This is a genomic window from Nitrospirillum iridis, from assembly GCF_014205765.1.
Taxonomy (GTDB): Bacteria; Pseudomonadota; Alphaproteobacteria; order Azospirillales; family Azospirillaceae; genus Nitrospirillum; species Nitrospirillum iridis.
Genome location: NZ_JACIIZ010000019.1, coordinates 41,538 through 61,081, shown reverse-complemented (window position 1 = coordinate 61,081; position 19,544 = coordinate 41,538). Strand labels below are relative to the sequence as shown.

The window sequence follows — 19,544 nt, the reverse complement described above, 5'->3', positions numbered from 1 at the left end:
GCACCGCAAGGGGGACGCACCGCGAAGAGGGGCCTCACACCCGGTGGTAGGGGTGTCCCGCCAGGATCTGCTGGGCGCGGTAGAGCTGTTCGGCCAGCATGCCGCGCACCATCATGTGCGGCCAGGTCATGGGGCCGAAGGCGATGAGCAGGCTGGCGCGGCGGCGCACTTCCTCGGCCAGGCCGTCGGCGCCGCCGATGACGAAGGCCAGATCGGCGACACCGCCGTCGCGCCACGCGCCCACCTGGCGGGCGAAGGCCTCGCTGGGCAGGGCCTTGCCGCGTTCGTCCAGCGCCACCAGGGTGGCGCCGGGGGGGGATGGCTTCCAGCAACAGCTGGGCTTCCAGCCGCTTCAGCTCATCGCCCTCCACTCGCTTGCGGCACTCGACCTCACGCAGGGTGAAGGGCCAGGTGATGCGGCCCTTGTACTCCTCGAACAGATCGCGGGCGGGGCCAGGGCGGCTGCGGCCGACGGCCACGAGGCAAACGCGCATGGGCCCGGTCCCGCCGCCGCTCTTACTTAAACCGACAGGAAGTCGCCGGCCGGCGCGCCGAACCCAGCGAAGTCGGGCGGCAGTTCCACGCCCCACATCTTTTCCAGGTTGTAGAAGGCACGGACCTCGGGCCGGAACAGATGGACCAGCACGTCGCCGGCGTCGATCAGTACCCAGTCGCACTGGGGCGTGCCTTCGGCGTCCAGGCCGATCAGGCCCACTTCCTTCAGCTTGGACAGCAGATGGCCGGCCATGGCGTCCACCTGGCGGGCGGAGCGGCCCGAGGTGATGATGATGTAGTCGGCCAGGCTGGATTTGCCCTTGAGGTCGAGCACCACGGTGCCTTCGGCTTTGTCATCCTCCACGCTGGCGACGATCAGGTCGCGCAGCTGTTCGGGGAAATCGGGGGCCGCCATGTCCGGAAGCGGCTGGGGCGCCGTCCGCCCAGCGGTCGGCGTCGGGAAATGGGCGATGGTGGAAATGATCGTTACCTCTAAGCAAAAAAGGGCGCTCAGGACCGGAAAGCCGGCCCGCACCCTGATGATAGTCCGATGGCCCCCGCGGGCAAGCCGCCTGGGGCGGCGTCACCTACGGGATTAGTCCTTACAGTCCGTCTTCCCTGTCACCGGCCGCCCCACCACCCCTTCCGCCGGATTTCAGTGGCGGAGGCGGGATGCAGCGGCCCGTCCAGGAAGGTCCAGGCCGGCGCCGACCGTGCCGGCAGCCCACCCGCGTCCCGCGGAGGAACCCGGTAGCGGGAATACCGCCGCGCGGCCTTGCCGACAAGCGCCTTTAAGGAATAGGGGCGGCGCGGAAACACGGCAACCGGAACGCGACCGAGGATTTGGGTCCATCCCCGCCAGCGCGGAATCTGCTGCAGATTGTCCGCGCCCATGATCCAGACGAAGCGGGTGCGGGGATAGCGGCGGCGCAGGGCCGCCAGGGTGTCGACGGTGTAGCGGGTGCCCAACTGCGTCTCGATGTCGGTCACCAGGATGCGGGGATCCCGGGCCGCGGCGCGGGCGGCATCCAGCCGGGCGTCCAGCGTGGCCATGCCGCGCGCCTGCTTCAGGGGGTTCTGCGGGCTGACCAGCCACCAGACCTGGTCAAGCTTCAGGCGGCGCAGCATCCATTGGCTGACGTGGCGGTGGCCGGCATGGGCTGGGTTGAAGGATCCGCCCAGGATGCCGACGCGCCGCCCGGCCCAGGAGGAACCCGTCAGCGGCCGTGGCCTGATCCAATAGCGGCCATGGGGGGAGGTGGGCATGGGAGGGGCGGTCGCTTAGGGCCGCGTCTGGCCGTCGCCGCGCACGACGTACTTGTAGCTGGTCAGCTGTTCGGCGCCCACGGGGCCGCGGGCGTGCAGCTTGCCGGTGGAAATGCCGATCTCCGCCCCAAAGCCGAACTCCCCGCCATCGGCGAACTGGGTGGAGGCGTTCCACAGCACGATGCCGCTGTCGACGCGGGCCAGGAAGCGCTCAGCCGTGCCTGAGTCCTCGGTCACGATGCTGTCGGTGTGGTGGCTGCCATGGCGCTCGATATGCGCGATGGCCTCATCGACGCCCTCCACCACCTTGATCGACAGGATGGCGTCCAGATATTCGGTGTCCCAATCGGAATCGTCGGCCGGCAGGACGCGCGCGTCGAGATTCTGCACGGTGGCGTCGCCCCGGACCTCACAGCCGGCGCCGATCAGATCCTCGATCAGGGGGGGCAACTGGCTGCCCGCCACGTCGCGGTGGACCAGCAGCGTCTCCATGGCGCCGCAGATGCCGGTGCGCCGCATCTTGGCGTTCAGGGCGATGGCGCGGGCCTTGGCGGCGTCGGCGGCCCGGTCGATGTAGACGTGACAGATGCCGTCCAGGTGCTTGATCACCGGCACGCGCGATTCCGCCGCGACCCGGGCGGTCAGCGACTTGCCGCCCCGGGGGATGATGACGTCGACATGATCCGTCATGGTCAGCAGGATGCCCACGGCGGCACGGTCGGTGGTGGGAACCAACTGCACGGCGTCGGCAGGCAGGCCGCCCTCCACCAGTCCGCGGCGGATGGCGGCCACGATGGTGGTGGAGGAATGCAGGCTTTCCGATCCGCCGCGCAGGATGGCGGCGTTGCCGGACTTGACGCACAGGCCGCCGGCGTCGGCCGTCACATTAGGCCGGCTTTCATAGATGATGCCGATGACACCCAGGGGCACCCGCACCCGCTGGATGCGCAGGGCGTTGGGCCGGGTCCAGTCGGCCATGACCGCGCCCAGGGGATCGGGCAGGTCGGCCACATCCTCCAGCCCCTTGGCGATGGCCTCCAGCCGGCCCTCGTCCAGGCGCAGGCGGTCCAGCAGCGCGGGGGTCAGTCCCTTGGCCTGGCCGGCCGCCATGTCGCGGGCGTTGGCGTCCAGGATGGTGGCGGCGTCCGCGCGCAAGGCGCTGGCCGCGGCGCGCAGTCCGGCGACGCGCTGCTCCGGCGTGGTCACGGCGAGACTGGCGCTGGCGACACGTGCCCGCTGCCCGATGTCGCGCATCACCGCCGAGAGATCAACCGTCTGCCCATCCATGATCCGAACGCCCTGAAGTCTTTCGTGTGAACCGTCAGGCCCTGGCGGGAAACACCCGGGCATGGCGGAAGTCCACAGTACACCAGCTACCGACCTGCAGCGCCAGATCGCTCAGGCGGTCGCGGGACAGCTGCGCTTCCAGCGCGCGGCCGGACAGGTCCAGTTCCACCCGAGCCACGGGGCCGGCGGCATGCACCATGCTGACCCGCGCGCTCCACTTGCCCTCGGGCACGCCATCGGCCGGCGCCACGCCCAGTTCCACCTGGTGAGGGCGGACATAGATGAGGGCGGGGCCTTCGGGTCCCACCTCGCCATCCACCCGCACGGGGTGGCCGTCCAGCCGGGCCACGCCCTTGTCGACGATACCGTTCAGGCGGTTCACCCCGCCCAGGAAGTCGAAGACGAAGCTGTCGGCCGGGGTGTCATACACCTCGGTCGGGGTGCCCACCTGGATGATCTGGCCATGGTTCATGACCACGACCCGGTCGGCCAGTTCCAGCGCCTCCTCCTGGTCGTGGGTCACGAAGATGGAGGTGATGTTCATGTCGTCGTGCAGATGGCGCAGCCATTTGCGCAAATCCTTGCGCACCTTGGCGTCCAGGGCGCCGAACGGTTCATCCAGCAGCAGCACCTTGGGCTCGATGGCCAGCGCACGCGCCAGGGCCACGCGTTGGCGCTGGCCGCCGGACAGCTGGCTGGGATAGCGGGTGGCCAGATGCGACAGCTGCACCATGTCCAGCAGCTGGCCCACGCGGCGGCGGATGTCCATTTCCGCCGGCCGCTCCGCCTTCCGCTTGACCCGCAGGCCGAAGGCCACGTTGTCGAAGACGGTCATGTGACGGAACAGGGCGTAGTGCTGGAAGACGAAGCCCACCTGGCGGTCGCGCGCCGCCCGGTCCCGGGTGTCCTGACCGTCGAAGCTGACCTCCCCGGCGTCGGCGTGGTCCAGCCCGGCGATGATGCGCAGCAGGGTGGTCTTGCCCGAGCCGCTGGGGCCCAGCAAGGCCAGCAACTCGCCCGAGCGCACGTCGAGGCTGACGCCGCCCAGGGCCGTGAAGGCGCCGAAGGTCTTTTCCACATTGCGGATTTCAATGGCCATGCGCGCCGCCCGTCTTTTTGGTCGTCATTGTCGCTGCCCCGGTCAGCGCTTGGCGGCGGCGATCTGGTCGGCGAAACGCCATTCCAGGGCCGCCTTGGCCGCCAGGGTCACCAGCGCCAACAGCGCCAGCAGCGAGGCCACCGCGAAGGCGGCCACGAAATTATATTCGTTGTACAGAATCTCGACATGCAGGGGCATGGTGTTGGTCTTGCCCCGGATATGGCCGGAGACAACGGACACCGCCCCGAACTCGCCCATAGCGCGGGCGTTGCACAACAGCACGCCGTACAGCAGGCCCCAGCGGATGTTGGGCAGGGTCACCAGGCGGAAGGTCTGCCAGCCGCTGGCACCCAGCACGATGGCGGCCTCCTCATCCTCCACGCCCTGTTCCTGCATCAGGGGGATCAGCTCCCGCGCGACGAAGGGGAAGGTGACGAAGACGGTGGCCAGCACCACGCCCGGCACGGCGAAGATGATCTGCACCCCGTGGTCCCGCAGCCAGGGGCCGAAGGTGCCATGCAGGCCGAACAGCAGCACGTAGACCAGGCCCGATATGACCGGCGAGACGGAGAAGGGCAGGTCGATCAGGGCCAGCAGCAGGCTCTTGCCTCGGAACTGGAACTTGGCGATGGCCCAACTGGCCGCCACGCCGAACACCAGGTTCAGCGGCACGGCGATCACGGCCACCATCAGGGTCAGCTTGACCGCCTGCAGGGCGTCGGGATCGGTCAGTCCCTTGATGAAGGCGCCGACGCCCTTGGCCAGGGCTTGGCTGAACACGGCGGCCAGCGGCAGGGCCAGGAAGGCGGCCAGGAACAGGATGGCCAGGCCGATGAGCGCGACGCGCGTCAGGGGGCCTTCGCCCACGGCGGGGCGGCGGGAGTGGGGATCAGCGGGCATGGCGCGACCGGGTCCAGCGCTGCAGGAAATTGATGGCCAGCAGCAAGAGGAAGGAGAGGCCCAGCATGGCCGTGGCGATGATGGTGGCGCCGGCGTAGTCGTACTGCTCCAGCCGGGCGACGATCAGCAGGGGCACGATCTCCGACACCGCCGGGATGTTGCCGGCGATGAAGATGACGGAGCCGTATTCCCCCACCCCGCGGGCGAAGGCCAGGGCGATGCCGGTGAGCAGCGCCGGCAGGATGGCGGGCAGCAGCACCTTGGAGAAGGTCTGCCACCGGGTGGCGCCCAGCGAGGCCGCCGCCTCCTCCACCTCCGCGTCGAGGTCCTGCAGCACCGGCTCCACCGTGCGGACGATGAAGGGCAGGCCCACGAACACCAGGGCGATGATGATGCCCAGCGGCGTGAAAGCGATCTTGAAGCCGGCGGCCTTGGCGAAGGCCCCCACCCAGCCGTTGGGGGCGTAGATGGCCGTCAGGGCGATACCGGCGACGGAGGTGGGCAGGGCGAAGGGCAGGTCGACCATGGCGTCGATGATGCGCCGCCCGGGGAAGCGATAGCGCACCAGCACCCAGGCGACGATCAGGCCGAACACGGCGTTCACCAGCGCGGCCACGAAGGCGCAGCCGAAGCTGATGTAGAAGGCGTGCAACACCCGAGGGGCCAGCGTGATGGCCCAGAACCTGGTCCAGCCCACGCCGGCCGACACCAGGACCATGTGGCCCAGGGGGATCAGGACGATCAGGCACAGATAGAACAGCGTGAAGCCGAAGGCCGTGCCGAAGCCCGGCAGGATGGTCGGCGCAAGGAAGCCCCGCCCGCGCTTGGCCGGCTTGACGCCGCCGGTGGACACCGCGGCCGTCACGAGGCTGTCCCGCCCGAGAGGGATAAGTCGACGTGAGACGAACCCGGTCGGGTCATGGGCGGCCTTTCCCCAAATTCGAGACGCGAGATTAATGCATAAGGCCGGGAGCGTGTACAACCTTCACGCTGTGGAGTGCAGGCGCCTCTTTCACAGGGGTGCCATGCATCTTCGAATAAATCAGCATTACAAAAGTGTAAAATGTAAATCTGTCGACGGGAGCCGTATTTCCCGCACGTTAGCGGTCACATCGCGTGTGACAGCGCTGTCCGACATAGGGTAAAAGTCCTTTTGGGAGGAAGGGCATGACGAAAACCAAGCTTGGCACCGTTTCCGGTCCGGTTTCACCGGCGGAAGCGCTTATGCGGGCGCATGCCTTGGCCTTGCCGGACAGCCGATACCGGAACCGGTCGCGGGATGAGCGTACGCGGCGGGGCGTCCGTGGGGATGAGGCGCTACCAAGAAACGGAGTACAGACAGCATGATCAATCGTCGCGCCCTATTGCAGGGCACGGCCGCCCTGGCCGGTGTGGGTGCCGTTGGCGGGGGCTGGCGCGCCGCTTTGGCGGCCGCGAACGCGGAGAAGGTGACGTTTCCCAAGGACTTTCTATGGGGGGCGGCCACCGCGGCCTATCAGGTCGAGGGCGGGTGGAACGCCGATGGCAAGGGGCCGTCCATCTGGGACACCTTCGTCCGCCAGCCGGGCCGCATCAAGAACGGCGACACCGGCGACGTCGCCTGCGACAGTTATCACAAGTATAAGGAAGACGCGGCGCTCATCCGCCAGCTGAACCTCAAGAGCTATCGCTATTCCCTTTCCTGGTCGCGGGTGCAGCCCTTGGGCAAGGGGGCGGTCAACCAGGCCGGCCTCGACTACTACAAGCGCCTGACCGACGCGGTGCTGGAGGCGGGCGCCCGTCCCCTGGTCACCCTGTATCATTGGGACCTGCCACAGGCGCTGGATGACGCCGGCGGCTGGACCAACCGCGACACCGCCGACCGTCTGGCGGAGTATGCCGACATCGTCGGCCGCGCGCTGGGTGACCGCATCAACCATTGGGCGATCCTGAACGAGCCCAAGACCTTCACCCATCTGGGCTATTGGGAAGGCATCTTCGCCCCCGGCCACAAGGACCCGCTGCAGATGCTGCGGGCCACCCATGTGGTGAACCTCAGCCAGGGCAAGGCCTTCCGCGCCCTGAAGGCCATCAATCCCAAGTTCGAGGTCGGTAGCGTCTGTGACGTCGCCAACATGGTGCCGCGCACCGATAGCGAGGCCGACAAGGCCGCGGCCGAGCGCTATCACCGCTTCCTGAACCTGTGGTTCCTGCAGCCGGTCCTAGACGGCACCTACCCCGACGTGCTGCCGGCGGACCGTCAGGCGGACCTGCTGGGCATCCAGCCGGGTGACGAGAAAGCCATGCGGGCCGACTACGACATGGTTGGCCTGAACTACTACACCCGCTGGGTGGTGGCCGATAAGCCGGAGGGTAATGGTGTGCCCGGCCTGAACACCGATCACCAGTGGGGCGAGGGCCCGCATGCCAAGACCGACATCGGCTGGGACATCGATCCCGACGGCTTCCACGACACGCTGGTGCGCATGGCCAAGGCCATCGGCAACCGCCCCATCGAGATCACGGAAAGCGGTGCCGCTTATAACACACCGCTGGTCAACGGCCATGTGAAGGACGCCAAGCGGATCGAATACATGAAGGCCTACTTTGCGGCCTTGTCCCGCGCGATCAAGGATGGGGCGCCGGTCCGCGCCTACCACGCCTGGAGCCTGATGGACAATTTCGAGTGGGCCCAGGGCTATAGTCAGCGCTTCGGCTTGGTCTACGTCGATTTCAAGAACAACCAGAAACGCACCATCAAGGACTCGGGCCTCTGGTACGCCAAGGTGGCCAAGGACAACGGGTTCTGATCGGCCGCGCCTGAAGCGAACGATGACGGGCGGGGGCATCCTCCGCCCGTTTTTTCCACCTTGTCCGTTCTTCAGAAAATGTGCAGCTCCGGCTGGGCGTACAGGCGGGCGGGGGCGCCGTCCTCGCCGGTGGCGGCCAGGCTGAGCGCGGGGTTGCGGCGGTCCATCTTGCGGCCGAATTCCAGGAGGGGACGGCCCTTGTCGTCGGCCTCCAGCACCTCGCCCGTGGTCAGGGCGGCGTTGACGCGGCAATGCTCCCGGGGCTCACACATGAAATCCAACTGGTCGATGCTGGGCACGAAGAAGCCCATGACCGGGCCGACGAATTCCTCGATCGCCCGATCCAGCACCTGGGCGCCCTGGCGCAATTCGGCATAGGCGACGGGCTGGCCTGCGGTGGGCAGCACTTCCAGCATCACCGTGGCCCGCAACGCGCCCTTGGCCTGGTTGCTGACCAGCTTCGCGTCGGCGGCTTCCCAATCGCTGCGGTAGGGGATGTAGAAATAGCCGTCGGGGGTGGATTCGATGGCTTCCTCCTTCCCGTTGTAGACGGCCCACAGTTGGACGGGCAGGGGGCCGGACTTGTCCTTGCCCAGTTCCACCTTGAAGACCATGCGCAAATGATGACCGCTGGCGTTCTCCATGTGGTCCAGCACCTTCAGCGCTTCGGCCAGCTTGGCGTAGGAGGTCTTGCCGAACTGCTCACGCGAGGTGACCACCATTTCCGGCACCGCCTCGACCGGCGGGTCGGGTGCCGTTTGGGGGGCTGCCAGCCCCGCCGACTGATCCGTCGCGGCCTTTTCCCCCGTCTGGGCCCGGGCAGTGCCCGCCGCCAACAAGGCCAGGACGGCCAGCGCCGCCCGCCAATGCATCCTTACACCCAAAGATATCCCCCGTTCGGTCCACTCGCGGCCCCCATCGGCCGTCCTTTTACTTAAGATTGAGATTGCGGCGACGACAGGGCCGCTTGGCGGTTAATTTTCGGGGCCACACCGCTTGTCGCGGTGCGACGGCGCGCGATTTCCTTGCCGTGGGTCACAGCGCGCACGCTATATCTGACTGGATATAGCGATATGGCGCGGGAGAAGGGGATGGTCATGCGCGGTGTGGTATTGGCGATGGTGGTGATGACGCTCGCGGCGCCGGCGTGGGCCCAGGGTGCTGATCCGTCGTGCAAGGGCGTGGCGGTGGAATGGCCGGCCGACCTGAAGGCCTGGCGCCTGGCGGCCGTGCCGGTGACCGCCGCCACCGGTTCCGCGGCGGCGCCCTCGATCGCGCCGGGCTCGCCGGCACGGGTGACCCTGGCGCCCAAGGAGGGGGTGGCCTTGGCCGTCAACCCGCCGAAGCCGGCGGCGGACAAGACCTATGCCGGCACGGTGTCCTTCACCGTGCCCATGGCCGGCCCCTACCGCGTCGCGCTGGACGGCACGGCCTGGGTTGACGTGGTCATGGATGGAAAATCGCTGGACTCCACCAGCCACAAGCATGGCCCCAACTGTTCCGGTATCCACAAGGTGGTGGATTTCGGCTTGGCCGCCGGCACCTATGTGTTGCAGTTGTCCAACAGTCCGGCCGCCACGGTCACTGTGCTGGTGGTGCCGCCGCAGAACTGAGGGGCGCGCTTTCAGGTACCCCCCTGTGCCACGCCCTGCCACGGTGCTATATTCCGGACATGACCAGCATCTCCGCCCCCAACCCCTACGCCACCGTGGCCGCCGGCCTGCAGACCAGCAGCGCCCGGGTCAGCCAGGATGCCGTGTCCATCGCCTCCAGCCAGGGCGACATCAACCCCACCGACGTGGTCAGCCTCAGCAGCGACGCCCTGACCTTCAAGGCCATGACCCAGGTGGCCAAGACGGTGGATGAGAACAGCAAGCGGCTGCTCGACATCGTCGCCTGAACGCCCGTCCCAGGCGGCTATCGAAACCGGAAAGGCACGGTGAAGGTGAACTGGCCGCCCGTCAGCAAGGCCTCTGGCGGTGGCGGCAGCCGCCCCGTGTCCATGACCGCCTGAAGCGCCACGCCGTCCAGCAGGTCGCTTCCGCTGGATGTCTGGATCATCGCCTGCCGCACCTGGCCATCGGCCGCCACCGAAATCAATAGCACCACCGTGCCGGCGGCGGCGATGCCGGGTGGCCGATGACGAGCCAGCGCCAGCCATACCGACCGGCTGTAGGTCTCGATCAGATCCGGTGGCGGGGGACCCGCGTGGCTCATGGATGGCAGGGCGGGGATGGTCGCCGGAACGTCCGAGACAACGTCCGGCGGCGGGCTGGGTGCGGTGGTTTCGGCCGCCGCCGGCGCCATGGTGGGCACCGCGGACGCGGGTGTCCGGACCGGTTGGGCCGGGCGCCGGAAGCGGGGCGCTGGGGCGGGTGCCGGCCGCCTGGGCGGTGCCGCCCCGTCTGGCCGTGGCACGGGGCGGTCAGGGGCCAGCAGCCGGGCCGTCACCATGACGCCCCGCTCCTGTCCGGGCCGATGCGCGCCCGGCAAGCGGGCCACCCAGGCGACCAAGGTGGCCTGGATGGCCAGCGTCAGAAGGGCGGCGAAGACCGCGCCCGTCCGGGGACGCATGGCCCGGCCGTACGCGGCCGGCCGGAAGCCGTCGCTGACGCCCGGCGTCGTCCCGGACGGGGCGGTCTTGCCCCCCATGTCAGAACGCCACGGTCAGGCCGGCGTTGAAGGACCGGCCGGGGCCGGGCAGGGAGCCCAGCGGTGTGGTGTGGTTGCCGGCCTGCCAGTCGCCATAATCGATGCCACCCAAGGGCAGGGCATAGGCCTTGTCCATCAGGTTCTCGATGGCGACATCGACGCGGATGTTGCCCCAGCTGTAGCTGCCGCGCAGGTTGACCAGGGTGTAGCCCGGGGTTGTCGGCTCGTTCAGCAGGTGGTCGACCTTTGTCTTGGCGTCGACCATTTGCACGTCCACCGCGCCGTGCCAGCCGCCCAGCGTGTGCTCCACGCCGATCCGTCCGTTCAGGGGCATCATGTGGTAGAGGCCGTCGTCGTCCGACACCGTCTGTCCCCGAACCCAGCCCAGCGAACCGCTGACGCCGAGGACGCCAAGGTCCGCGTCGCGCCAGACCGTGGCCCGGCCTGACAGGTCCACGCCGTAGGTCCGGGCGTCGCGGTTGGCGAACATGACCTTGGCGAAGGAAACGCCGTTGGAGACCACGGTGCCCAGCCGGCGCTGGCTGATGTAATCCTCGATATAGCTGTAATACGGGGTCAGGCGCACCTCCCACGCCGGGGGCGGGGTGGCGCCTTCCCCGTCGGCGGCCGTGGCCGCGTGCCAGCTAAGCGACGTGCTGACGGTGTTGGCGACTTCGGGCTTCAGGTCCGGATTGCCGACATAGAAATTCCCGTCACCGTTCCAGGTGATCATGCTGCTGGCCATGTTGCCGGTGGACCAGGCGTAGCGCTCATAGAGGTTGGGGCTGCGGCTCTTGCGGGCGTAGCCCAGGTCGACGGTGGCCTGGTCGCCGACGGCGTAGCGCAGTTCGGCGGTGGCATCGACATTCGCGTCCGTGCGGGACCGGTCTCGCGCGTTGAAGGCGGCCGCGTCCTTGGCGTAGCTGGCGTTGTATCCCGACACGGTGCCCGTGCCGGTCCACACCGTGTCGTTGCGCAGGCCCGCCAGGCTACTCCAGCCGCCGCCCCAGGTCCGTTCCCATTCGACATAGGTGCCCAGGCGGTCGCGCGTCCCGCCATTGATGGTGTGGAAGGTGTTGGGTCCCATCATCATGGCCATCATGCCGCCGACCGGTGGCCACCAATCGTCCAGGGCGTAATGGTGGAACTCATTGCCCACGCGCAGCGTGTCGGCCGCGCTCAGCGGTATGTCGGCCTTCACCGTGTAGCCGTCGGCGTTCGACCGGGTGTTCATCGGCATGCCGCCGTCGTCATATCCGCCCTTGTCCGCCAGGAAGTTCATGGCGTGGCGCACATGCTGCCAATAGGCGGTGGCGTCAAGGCGGCCCCAGGCGAAGCCGGCCTTGTAGTGAGCGTCGACCGAGGTGCCCCGGTTGTCGGTCATGTCCATGCGCTGGTTGGCGAAGCCCTCATAGGGCGTGACCTGCACGCCGCCCCGCACCTCCAGCACGCCGTCCTCGCCCACCCGGGCCGCCAGGCTGAGCGCGTGGCTTTGGGTTTCGAACAGGGTGGAGTTGACGCTTTTGCCGTCGCCCCCGCGGTCGTAGTCATCGCCCCGGCTCCACGATCCGGCATAGCTGACGACATAGCGGTCGGTCGCGGCGGACAGGTGGCCGCCCACGGTCGTGCCGTTGTTGACGCTGCGGAAGGCGGTGGAGGCGTCGCCATGCACCGCTAGGCCCTGGCCTTCCCCGGCGAATTGGGGATCCGGCGTGGTCACGGCGATGGTGCCGCCGATGTTGTCGCCACCACGGCTGACGGGCGTCACGCCGGCCAGGACGTCGATGGCCCCCACGTCGCCCGGTGCGATGTAGGACAGCGCTGGGTTCATGTGGTTGGGGCAGGAGGCGGTGATGGGCACGTTGTTGACCAGGGTCAGCACCCGGTCGTCGCCCAGGCCCCGGATCACAGGCAGGCTGGAGATGCCGCCCGCGCCCTGCAGCGCCATGCCCGGCAGCCCGGACAACAGGGCGGCGGTGTCGGGGGTGCCGGTGCGGCGGTCGGCGATGGCCTGGCGGCCCAGGTGACCGTCGACCGGGGGAACGGACATGCCACCGGGGACGAAGTCCTTGTCCACGTCGATGGCCGGCAGGGCGACCACAGGCGCTTTCGCGTCGGCCGCGTCTTGTTGGCCGTATGCCACGGTCGGCAGCCAGGGCAGTGTGCCGGCCATCAGCGCCAGGGCCGACGTGCGGGCCAGGCGGCGGCGGAATGGGGGGATGCGCCCCTCCTGGGGGCGGGGGGTGAAGGAAGACATGGTCCAGACCAATCCGAAAGGGCGGCGGCATGCGCGCGGCGCGGCCGTCCGTGTAGCCGGGCCGCCGAGGGCGCAAGCCCGCGCGCCGGACCCGGTGAGGGTCGCGGGGATGCGATGGTCCGTGCGCCCATCCGGGCCTTCCCGTGAAGGCGGGGGGCGTCACGGCGTGACGATGGTGGGATCAGGCGGGGAGCGGTGGGCCGCGCGGGTAGGCGGCTTGACGATGCGTCGCCACCGTCGCGCGGCTGTCGGTATCCCCCAGGGCCAGCCGGCCGACGAGACGCGGCGGCGGCAGGACGATGACGGGCGGCAGGTCCAGGCCGCCGTGCAGGAACGGCAGGCAGTAGGCGCAGAGGACCGGGGCATGGCCCCCCGATCCCTGGCGGGAGGGATCGCCGCCCTTCTGCCCGCCCGCCGGTGACGCGGGGCCGCAGAGGATGTAGGTGGCTTCGGTGTCGGCTTGCCCCGCTTGCGGCCGGAGGGGAAGCAGGCCGGCGGCCATCACCTCGATGGCCAGCAGCGCCAGCGTCAGCCACGTGAACAGGCGACGCCCGCCTTGGCGGCGCGCCCGTTCCAGCCGGTCATGTGCGGTGCGTGGTGTCATGCCCCCTATCCTTGGGGGCACTTTCTGGAGGGGTGGCGATCAAGTCAACGCGCCTTGCGCACAAGGCAGGCACGCCGGTCGCCGTGGCGGGTGGTTGATCCAGGTCGTTGACGCGCCCCCAGGGTGTTGCCAGGCCCGTCGAGGGACGGCCCGGAAGGGCCGACGGCGCCATGGCTCGTCAATCGCCCTAAACAGGCAGTCGGATCACCGCGCGCAGGCCCCCTCGCGGGCTGTCTTCCAGCAGGACGTTGCCGCCATGGCGGTTGGCGATGTCACGGGCGATGCCCAGGCCCAGGCCGACGCCGCCCGTGGCCTGGTTGCGCGATCCGTCCAGGCGATGGAAGGGGCGGAACACGTCTTCCCGCATGTCGACGGGAATGCCCGGCCCATCGTCGTCGATCAGGACGTAGAGGTGGCCGCCCTGTCGCTGCAGGGTGACCCAGGCGCGACCGGCATAGCGCACGGCGTTGCCCACCAGGTTGGCGACGCAGCGGCGGAAGTCGTTGGCGCGCAGGGGCACGACGATGGCCATCTCGGGCAGGGTCAACTCCACACGCCGTCCTTCGCGCCGGGCGTTGGCCACCACGTCGGACAGCAGGGCGCCGACGTCGGTCGGGGCGGGCGGTTCCGCCCCTTCCCCCCGGGCGAAGGCCAGGTAGGCCTCGATCATTCCCTCCATCTCGGTCACGTCGGCCTTCAACTCCTCCACCTCCTGCGCCTCGGGCAGCATGGCCAGTTGCAGGCGCATGCGGGTCAGCGGCGTTCGCAGGTCGTGGCTGACACCGGCCAGCATCTCGGTGCGCTGGCTGATCTGGCGCTGGATGCGTTCGCGCATTTGCAGGAAGGCGGTGGCCGCCTGCCGCACCTCCGACGCGCCTTCCGGCTTGAAGGCCGGCGTGTCGCGTCCCTTGCCGAACGCCTCGGCCGCGATGGCCAGCCGTCGGATGGGGCGGATCTGGTTGCGCATGAACATGATGGCGATGGTGAACAGCAGCAGCGAACTGCCGGCCATCCACAAAATGAAGACCCAGCTGGTGAAGCTGAACAGCCGGCGCTCCGGGGACAGGACGTGCAGCACGCCATCGGGCAGTTGCACATTGATGCCGTACCATTCGTGGGCGACGTGGGTGTCGATGATCCAGGGGCGGCCCACCTTCTCATCCAGCGCGCGGCCCAGCGTGTGTTCCAGGATGCCGAAGAGATGCTGGCGGCGCCAGTTGGGCAGCCGCTCGTCCGGTTGGAAGGTAACCATCAAGTCGGTGGTGCGGGTCACCATGGCCAACGTCACGCCCCGATCCTCGGGCGTCTGGTCGCGGCCCAGCTGCTCGATGACCATGGCGATCTCGCCGGCGACGCCGAAGGCCTGGTTGTTGGTCACCCGCTCCCAGTGCTGGTCATAGAAGTAGAAGGTGGCGATGGCCTGGGCCAGGATGACCGGCGTGGTGATGATCAGCAGGGAGCGGCCGAACAGCGTGCGGGGCAGCAGGCGTTTCACCACCCAGAAGGGATCGAGGCGGGGCGGCCGGGCCAGGCCCTGCCGCCGGGGGGGAGCCCCTTGTTCCCGGGCCAGGCTCATGGGGTCGTCCTTCCTGTCTGGCTTTCCGGCGGGCCGCCGGCGTCAGTCGGGGCGTAGGACATAGCCTTCCCCCCGCACGGTTTGCAGATAGCGGGGCTGGCGCGGGTCGGTTTCGATCTTGCGGCGCAGGCGGGTGACCTGCACGTCGATGGCGCGGGCGTTGCTGTCGATGCCGGCGCCCCCCAGATCCTCACGCGTGAACACCGTGCCCGGCTGGGCGGCCAGGGTGCGCAGCAGGCTGGCCTCGCCGCTGGTCAGCCGCACGGTCTCATCGCTGGAGCGCAACTCTTCCCGGTCGGCGTCGAACACCCAGCGGCCCAGGCGCACCTCCGCCGTCGCGACCGCCGGCTTGGGCAGGCGGCGCAGGATGGACGTGATGCGCAGCACCAGTTCGCGCGGCTCGAACGGCTTGGGCAGATAATCGTCAGCACCCGCCTCCAGCCCGGCGATGCGGTCGTCTGGCTGTCCGTTGGCGGTCAGCAGCAGGATGGGGAGGCCGCCGTCGGCCCGCAGGCTGCGGGTCAGGTCCAGCCCCGATTCGCCGGGCATGCGCACGTCCAGCACCATGAGGTCGAAGTTCAGCGAGGCCAGCATGCGCCGCGCGGCCGCCGCGTCCGCCGCCGCGGAAACGATGAAGCCATTCTGCGACAGATAGCGGCGCAGCGCCTCGCGCAGGCGGTCATCGTCATCGACCACCAGGATGTGGGGCAGCTCTTCAGGCAGGGCTTGCGTCAGCGTCATGGCCGTAACCGCTTCCGGACGTGGGGGGCATCGGGGGCGGCAGCATATCACACCGGGCACGCGGGTCCGCACACCGGGCGGCGTCCTATCGCTTGGCCTGCGCCGCCCCGGCCGGCCGTGTCTGCGCGAACGTGTCCAGGTCGGCGTCATCCATGATGCCGACCATGACCTTGCGGAACCCCTCCACCGCCTCCGCCCCGGCCCGGCGATAGGCCCGCGCGATCAGTTGGCGCTGGGGTTCGGACAGCTGCCGTTCCAACTCCTGCCCCTTGGGTGTCAGGTCCAGCAGCCGTTGGCGGCGGTCGCGGGTGCCTTGGCGCTGGACGATGTATTCCTCGCGCACCAGATCCTGCAGCACGCGCGACAGGCTCTGCTTGGTGATGCGCAGGATGCCCAATAGGTCCGTCACGGTGATGTGCGGATGGCGGCCCACGAAATAGATGACGCGGTGGTGCGCCCGGCCCAGGCCGATCTTCTCCAGCATGGTGTCGGGTTCTTTGGTGAAGTCGCGGTAGGCGTAGAACAGCATCTCCATCGCCTGCCGCAGTTCCTCTTCCCGCAGGAACAGGGGGTTAACGCCGGTCTTTATGTCGGTCATGCGATGCAGGCCCTCGGTACTGGCATATTTTGGGCAGGGTGGGGCAGGGCCCACTATGACAGCTGTGTATTTGAAGGGCAGTGGGTTTACAACGGACCGTGAGCGCATGCCGACCGGCCCGAGTGATGCGGGTGGGGGCGCCTCGGTCCTTCGGGGGCTCCCCTGCCTTTCGGGGGTCTGGCTTAGGCGGGGATTGCGCGCCGGGCGTCACCTTTGGCAAAAGGGGCGCTCAATCGGGGCGCCGTCGATGATTTTCGGGGACGCACCCAGGGGATGCAGGAGCCAAAGGGATGAAGATGAAGCTGTCGGTCGCGGGGCTGATGCTCCTGGCGTTGGCGGGTTGCGCCGCCAAGCCTGAGGAAAAGCCCGTGGCGCCGCCCGCGCCGCCGCCGGTGGAGGCACCCAAGCCGCCGCCCACGGACATCGTGCTGGACGCCAGCGACCTGGCCTCCCTGCAGACGGCGCTGAAAGAGGCCACGGGCAAACCCCTGCAGGAAACGGTGATCTGGACCAATCCGCAGACCGGCCGCCAGGGCACGGTGAAGATGTTGCGCGACGGCTTCGACGCCAAGAACCGTCCGTGTCGCGAGTTCCATTCCGTGGTGTTCCAGGGCCAGCTGTTCCGTCATCAGACGGGCTTCATCTGCCGTCAGACCGATGGCAGCTGGGAAGTGGTCGACGGCGTCGACTACCCGGTCCGCGAACGCAAGTAAGGCGCCCCGCCGACTCTCGCCGCCTTGGCCGTGCCATAGTCGCGGCCAAGTCTGTTGCCGGATCCGCCCGGGGCCTATGCCTGCTCCGGGCGGTCTCGTCCGCCGTCGGGGAGCGTTGCCCACGAATGTCCCAATCATCCAAATCCGGCCCCTCGGTTCCCGGGCCTGGCGCCCCACCCTCTGGCAAACCAGGGGCTGGCAAACCAGGGGCTGGCAAACCGGGGGCAGGCTCGCCCAAGGCGGGCCGCCTGGTCCTGTTGCTGGCGCCGGTTCTGGCGGTGGCGGTGGGCGGCGGCGTGCTGCTGGCCCATTGGGGGAAGCGGCCGCCGCTTCCGGTGGCGCCCCCCCCGCCGATGGCGGCGGCATCAGCTCCGCCCCAGGGCCCGGTGACGGTGGAGGTGGCCGGCGGGGACGGACCCATCCTGACGGTGGCCTCGCCGGACGACCGCCAGATCTCGGATCAGGGGCTGAAGGCCCTGCAGGCGTTCGAATCGACGACGGGGACGACGGCGTTGCTGGTCTGGTACCGCGGCGCCCTGCAGGTGGAGGATTACGCCGCCGGCGCGCGCCCGTCCGACCTGGTCGACGGCGCCGGCCTGCAGGCTGGCCTGCTGGCGCTCCTGACCGGAAAGGCCATCCAGGATGGCTTCCTCACCTCCGCCGATCAGCCGCTGGGCCAGATTCTGACGGAATGGAAGGACGATCCCCGTGGTCGCGTCACCGTGCGCGACCTGTTGGTGGGGACCAGTGGCCTGGGGTTTCCGGCGGACGACGCCGCGGCCCGGGCCGACCTTGGCGCGTGGCTGCACGGCCTGGCCTTGGAGGCGGAGCCTGGCACCCGTTTCAAGCCCGCCGAGGGCGAGGTCCAGGTGCTGGCCCTGGTGTTGGAACGGGCGACCCGGCAGCCACTGGCGGCCTACCTGTCGCAGGCCCTGTGGGCGCCGCTGGGCGCGCGCCCAGCGGAACTGCTGATGGACGGCGCCGGCCATGGCACGGTGGTCGCCTGCTGTGTCAAGGCCACGGCCCGTGACTGGCTGCGGCTGGGCCTGCTGTTGAAGGACGGCGGTCAGGTCGAGGAACGTCCGGTATTGCCCATGCCCTGGGTGGAGGAGATGCAGCGGCCGTCGCTGTTCGCCCGGAATGAGGGCCTGCGCTTGCGTCTGGCCTGGCCGCGGGAGAAGGGGGGAGCGATCAGGGCGGCGGAGGCCTTCGCCGAGCCCGATACCGTCTTCCTGGCCGGCGCCGGCGGGCAGCGGCTGTATGTGTCGAAGGCGGCGGATCTGGTCATCCTGCGCTTGGGCCGACCGGTTGACCCCTGGGACGATGCCGCCTTGGCCAACCTCGTCTCCCGTCATCTGGAACGCCCGCCGGAGCCCAAGCGCACGCCCTATTCCTCGATCGCGACCCAGCCGCAGGGCTGGGCCATGCCGCCCATCGTGACCCCGCGCAAGCCGCCGGCCGTGGTGACCGTGCCGTTGGATGGGCCGCCCGAGGCGCGCCATTCCCAGCCAACGGCCCCGGGAGCGGCGCCGCCACCACCAAGGGACAAAACGCCGCATCGCCCCTGACGGCGCTTTTGATGTTTTGGTGTCTGATTTTACCCGCCCAGGTGGTGGTGAGGGCCGCGCCACCACACGGTCCGTCCGCCAGCGCCCTGCCGGCGCCGGCGGTACGGTTGGTGTTAACCATTATTTGGACTTGAAAGCCTTCAACTGCTTGTTGAAGTCGCTGGCCAGCTTCTGCATCTGGTCAACGGCATCGTTGTACTTTTTTTGCCAGTTGCCGTTGCCGCTTTTGCCTTCGAATTCAACGCAACTCATATAGTCCTGAGTTTCGGCCATGAACTTTTTCACCGCCGCCGACGCGGCCTGCATCTCCGCTTCCGCGGCCTTGCTGCCGTCCGGAACCGCCGGGGGCGATCCCAATGCGCACTCCGCCCGCGCCAGGCCCGTGAACCCCATACCAGCCATCAGGACGACGACCGCCACCCGTTTCTTCATCTGCACCGACCTCCCAGAGTCACAGAAAGCTCAGTCAAAAAAAGCTATTCGCCAAAGGTTTACGGATTTTTACCCACGCCAGGGCCCGTCGTTCCGGGCCCGTTCCCTGTTCCCGTTCGGCGCACCCCCAAGGCTGTCCCGGCGGGGGGCCGGGGCATGAGCGCCAGGGGCGGATGAAGACTTTCGTCACCCTCGCCGAATTTTAATTACTTAAAATGCTAAGAAGAACGGCAATGCCGCGCCCCTTTCCCCCCGTTTTGGTTAACGGGCCCCGCTATCGCCTTGGATTCCGGCGGTTTAATCAGAGCCGTACGCTAAAAGACGCAGACTGAAATCTTTCCACCTTTGTGAAGGATAAATTCCAATCGTTCCGCCCACCGGGGGCGTTAACTGTAGTCTAGGTTATAAGTCAGTTTACAGGTCTGCGAAAGCATGTCTAGGTATTAGCCCAGGGCCAGGATCGGGCCGCCCCCGCACTGCGGCGGGGGACCTTGGAGTAAGGCGCGCGCGCGAGGGATGGCAGGGTGGTTGCCGCCTTCGGCGATGGGAGCGCGGGGCAATGAACAA

Annotated in this window: 19 protein-coding genes and 1 pseudogene; 5 read left to right on the top strand and 15 right to left on the bottom strand. The window is 68.5% G+C overall.

Annotated features, from left to right (window positions below):
• Nucleotides 1–34: 34 nt before the first annotated feature.
• The 7 genes and pseudogenes from rlmH to cysT all read right to left on the bottom strand — a co-directional run bounded on the left by rlmH (nucleotide 35) and on the right by cysT (nucleotide 5,900).
• A pseudogene (gene rlmH / locus FHS74_RS30165) lies at nucleotides 35–494 on the bottom strand (23S rRNA (pseudouridine(1915)-N(3))-methyltransferase RlmH).
• 26 nt (nucleotides 495–520) lie between these two features.
• Complete coding sequence (gene rsfS, locus FHS74_RS26300; RefSeq protein ID WP_184807230.1) at nucleotides 521–910, bottom strand: ribosome silencing factor; 390 nt, start codon at nucleotides 908–910, stop codon at nucleotides 521–523.
• Nucleotides 911–1,116: 206 nt separating this feature from the next.
• Nucleotides 1,117–1,761 (bottom strand): nicotinate-nucleotide adenylyltransferase, encoded by a 645-nt coding sequence (locus tag FHS74_RS26295; protein WP_184807229.1) that lies wholly within the window; start codon nucleotides 1,759–1,761, stop codon nucleotides 1,117–1,119.
• Between the two features lie 15 nt (nucleotides 1,762–1,776).
• On the bottom strand, nucleotides 1,777–3,048 hold the full coding sequence (locus FHS74_RS26290) for a glutamate-5-semialdehyde dehydrogenase (RefSeq protein WP_184807228.1): 1,272 nt from the start codon (nucleotides 3,046–3,048) through the stop codon (nucleotides 1,777–1,779).
• A 34-nt stretch (nucleotides 3,049–3,082) separates the two neighbouring features.
• Nucleotides 3,083–4,147, bottom strand: coding sequence for a sulfate/molybdate ABC transporter ATP-binding protein (locus tag FHS74_RS26285; protein WP_184807227.1), 1,065 nt, complete (start codon nucleotides 4,145–4,147; stop codon nucleotides 3,083–3,085).
• A gap of 42 nt (nucleotides 4,148–4,189) precedes the next feature.
• Nucleotides 4,190–5,047: a sulfate ABC transporter permease subunit CysW gene (gene cysW, locus FHS74_RS26280; protein WP_184807226.1), complete on the bottom strand. Its 858-nt coding sequence runs from the start codon at nucleotides 5,045–5,047 to the stop codon at nucleotides 4,190–4,192.
• A complete protein-coding gene (cysT, locus tag FHS74_RS26275) occupies nucleotides 5,037–5,900 on the bottom strand; it encodes a sulfate ABC transporter permease subunit CysT (protein ID WP_425491378.1) in 864 nt (287 codons plus the stop codon). The genes cysW and cysT overlap by 11 nt, the downstream gene beginning before the upstream one ends.
• A gap of 490 nt (nucleotides 5,901–6,390) precedes the next feature.
• On the opposite strand from cysT, the gene FHS74_RS26270 reads away from it, so the two are divergent.
• Entirely contained in the window at nucleotides 6,391–7,836 is a 1,446-nt protein-coding gene (locus tag FHS74_RS26270; RefSeq protein ID WP_246463383.1) for a GH1 family beta-glucosidase, read from the top strand.
• A gap of 71 nt (nucleotides 7,837–7,907) precedes the next feature.
• Here FHS74_RS26270 and FHS74_RS26265 read toward each other — a convergent pair whose 3' ends face one another.
• On the bottom strand, nucleotides 7,908–8,708 hold the full coding sequence (locus tag FHS74_RS26265; RefSeq protein ID WP_184807225.1) for a hypothetical protein: 801 nt from the start codon (nucleotides 8,706–8,708) through the stop codon (nucleotides 7,908–7,910).
• A gap of 201 nt (nucleotides 8,709–8,909) precedes the next feature.
• On the opposite strand from FHS74_RS26265, the gene FHS74_RS26260 reads away from it, so the two are divergent.
• Nucleotides 8,910–9,449 carry a homogentisate 1,2-dioxygenase gene (locus tag FHS74_RS26260; RefSeq protein ID WP_184807224.1) on the top strand — a complete coding sequence of 180 codons (540 nt, stop codon included), beginning with the start codon at nucleotides 8,910–8,912 and terminating at the stop codon, nucleotides 9,447–9,449.
• Nucleotides 9,450–9,508: 59 nt separating this feature from the next.
• A complete protein-coding gene (locus tag FHS74_RS26255; protein WP_184807223.1) occupies nucleotides 9,509–9,736 on the top strand; it encodes a hypothetical protein in 228 nt (75 codons plus the stop codon).
• Nucleotides 9,737–9,753: 17 nt separating this feature from the next.
• Here the strand turns inward: FHS74_RS26255 and FHS74_RS26250 are convergent, their stop codons facing one another.
• The 6 genes from FHS74_RS26250 to FHS74_RS26225 all read right to left on the bottom strand — a co-directional run bounded on the left by FHS74_RS26250 (nucleotide 9,754) and on the right by FHS74_RS26225 (nucleotide 16,264).
• Complete coding sequence (locus FHS74_RS26250; RefSeq protein WP_184807222.1) at nucleotides 9,754–10,488, bottom strand: energy transducer TonB family protein; 735 nt, start codon at nucleotides 10,486–10,488, stop codon at nucleotides 9,754–9,756.
• Nucleotide 10,489: 1 nt separating this feature from the next.
• Nucleotides 10,490–12,745 carry a TonB-dependent receptor gene (locus tag FHS74_RS26245; protein WP_184807221.1) on the bottom strand — a complete coding sequence of 752 codons (2,256 nt, stop codon included), beginning with the start codon at nucleotides 12,743–12,745 and terminating at the stop codon, nucleotides 10,490–10,492.
• A gap of 181 nt (nucleotides 12,746–12,926) precedes the next feature.
• Nucleotides 12,927–13,349, bottom strand: coding sequence for a DUF2946 family protein (locus FHS74_RS26240; RefSeq protein WP_184807220.1), 423 nt, complete (start codon nucleotides 13,347–13,349; stop codon nucleotides 12,927–12,929).
• Nucleotides 13,350–13,536: 187 nt separating this feature from the next.
• Complete coding sequence (locus tag FHS74_RS26235) at nucleotides 13,537–14,925, bottom strand: ATP-binding protein (protein WP_184807219.1); 1,389 nt, start codon at nucleotides 14,923–14,925, stop codon at nucleotides 13,537–13,539.
• Between the two features lie 42 nt (nucleotides 14,926–14,967).
• A complete protein-coding gene (locus tag FHS74_RS26230; RefSeq protein WP_184807218.1) occupies nucleotides 14,968–15,666 on the bottom strand; it encodes a response regulator in 699 nt (232 codons plus the stop codon).
• A gap of 85 nt (nucleotides 15,667–15,751) precedes the next feature.
• Complete coding sequence (locus tag FHS74_RS26225; protein ID WP_184807217.1) at nucleotides 15,752–16,264, bottom strand: MarR family winged helix-turn-helix transcriptional regulator; 513 nt, start codon at nucleotides 16,262–16,264, stop codon at nucleotides 15,752–15,754.
• A gap of 290 nt (nucleotides 16,265–16,554) precedes the next feature.
• On the opposite strand from FHS74_RS26225, the gene FHS74_RS26220 reads away from it, so the two are divergent.
• Together FHS74_RS26220 and FHS74_RS26215 are read left to right on the top strand one after the other, a co-directional pair.
• Nucleotides 16,555–16,977, top strand: a complete 423-nt coding sequence (locus FHS74_RS26220; protein ID WP_184807216.1) for an RT0821/Lpp0805 family surface protein — start codon at nucleotides 16,555–16,557, stop codon at nucleotides 16,975–16,977.
• 257 nt (nucleotides 16,978–17,234) lie between these two features.
• Complete coding sequence (locus tag FHS74_RS26215) at nucleotides 17,235–18,545, top strand: serine hydrolase domain-containing protein (RefSeq protein WP_184807215.1); 1,311 nt, start codon at nucleotides 17,235–17,237, stop codon at nucleotides 18,543–18,545.
• Nucleotides 18,546–18,665: 120 nt separating this feature from the next.
• Here FHS74_RS26215 and FHS74_RS26210 read toward each other — a convergent pair whose 3' ends face one another.
• Nucleotides 18,666–18,977, bottom strand: coding sequence for a hypothetical protein (locus FHS74_RS26210; protein ID WP_184807214.1), 312 nt, complete (start codon nucleotides 18,975–18,977; stop codon nucleotides 18,666–18,668).
• Nucleotides 18,978–19,544: the final 567 nt, after the last annotated feature.

What these genes read in the sequence shown, in the direction of transcription:
- FHS74_RS26260 (WP_184807224.1), top strand. Translation starts at nt 8,910, where the DNA reads ATGGCGCGGGAGAAGGGGATGGTCATGCGCGGTGTGGTATTGGCGATG.
- FHS74_RS26230 (WP_184807218.1), bottom strand. Translation starts at nt 15,666, where the DNA reads ATGACGCTGACGCAAGCCCTGCCTGAAGAGCTGCCCCACATCCTGGTG.
- FHS74_RS26245 (WP_184807221.1), bottom strand. Translation starts at nt 12,745, where the DNA reads ATGTCTTCCTTCACCCCCCGCCCCCAGGAGGGGCGCATCCCCCCATTC.
- FHS74_RS26235 (WP_184807219.1), bottom strand. Translation starts at nt 14,925, where the DNA reads ATGAGCCTGGCCCGGGAACAAGGGGCTCCCCCCCGGCGGCAGGGCCTG.
- FHS74_RS26240 (WP_184807220.1), bottom strand. Translation starts at nt 13,349, where the DNA reads ATGACACCACGCACCGCACATGACCGGCTGGAACGGGCGCGCCGCCAA.
- FHS74_RS26220 (WP_184807216.1), top strand. Translation starts at nt 16,555, where the DNA reads ATGAAGATGAAGCTGTCGGTCGCGGGGCTGATGCTCCTGGCGTTGGCG.
- FHS74_RS26265 (WP_184807225.1), bottom strand. Translation starts at nt 8,708, where the DNA reads ATGCATTGGCGGGCGGCGCTGGCCGTCCTGGCCTTGTTGGCGGCGGGC.
- FHS74_RS26295 (WP_184807229.1), bottom strand. Translation starts at nt 1,761, where the DNA reads ATGCCCACCTCCCCCCATGGCCGCTATTGGATCAGGCCACGGCCGCTG.
- FHS74_RS26270 (WP_246463383.1), top strand. Translation starts at nt 6,391, where the DNA reads ATGATCAATCGTCGCGCCCTATTGCAGGGCACGGCCGCCCTGGCCGGT.
- FHS74_RS26285 (WP_184807227.1), bottom strand. Translation starts at nt 4,147, where the DNA reads ATGGCCATTGAAATCCGCAATGTGGAAAAGACCTTCGGCGCCTTCACG.
- FHS74_RS26255 (WP_184807223.1), top strand. Translation starts at nt 9,509, where the DNA reads ATGACCAGCATCTCCGCCCCCAACCCCTACGCCACCGTGGCCGCCGGC.
- rsfS (WP_184807230.1), bottom strand. Translation starts at nt 910, where the DNA reads ATGGCGGCCCCCGATTTCCCCGAACAGCTGCGCGACCTGATCGTCGCC.
- FHS74_RS26225 (WP_184807217.1), bottom strand. Translation starts at nt 16,264, where the DNA reads ATGACCGACATAAAGACCGGCGTTAACCCCCTGTTCCTGCGGGAAGAG.
- FHS74_RS26210 (WP_184807214.1), bottom strand. Translation starts at nt 18,977, where the DNA reads ATGAAGAAACGGGTGGCGGTCGTCGTCCTGATGGCTGGTATGGGGTTC.
- FHS74_RS26290 (WP_184807228.1), bottom strand. Translation starts at nt 3,048, where the DNA reads ATGGATGGGCAGACGGTTGATCTCTCGGCGGTGATGCGCGACATCGGG.
- FHS74_RS26250 (WP_184807222.1), bottom strand. Translation starts at nt 10,488, where the DNA reads ATGGGGGGCAAGACCGCCCCGTCCGGGACGACGCCGGGCGTCAGCGAC.
- cysW (WP_184807226.1), bottom strand. Translation starts at nt 5,047, where the DNA reads ATGCCCGCTGATCCCCACTCCCGCCGCCCCGCCGTGGGCGAAGGCCCC.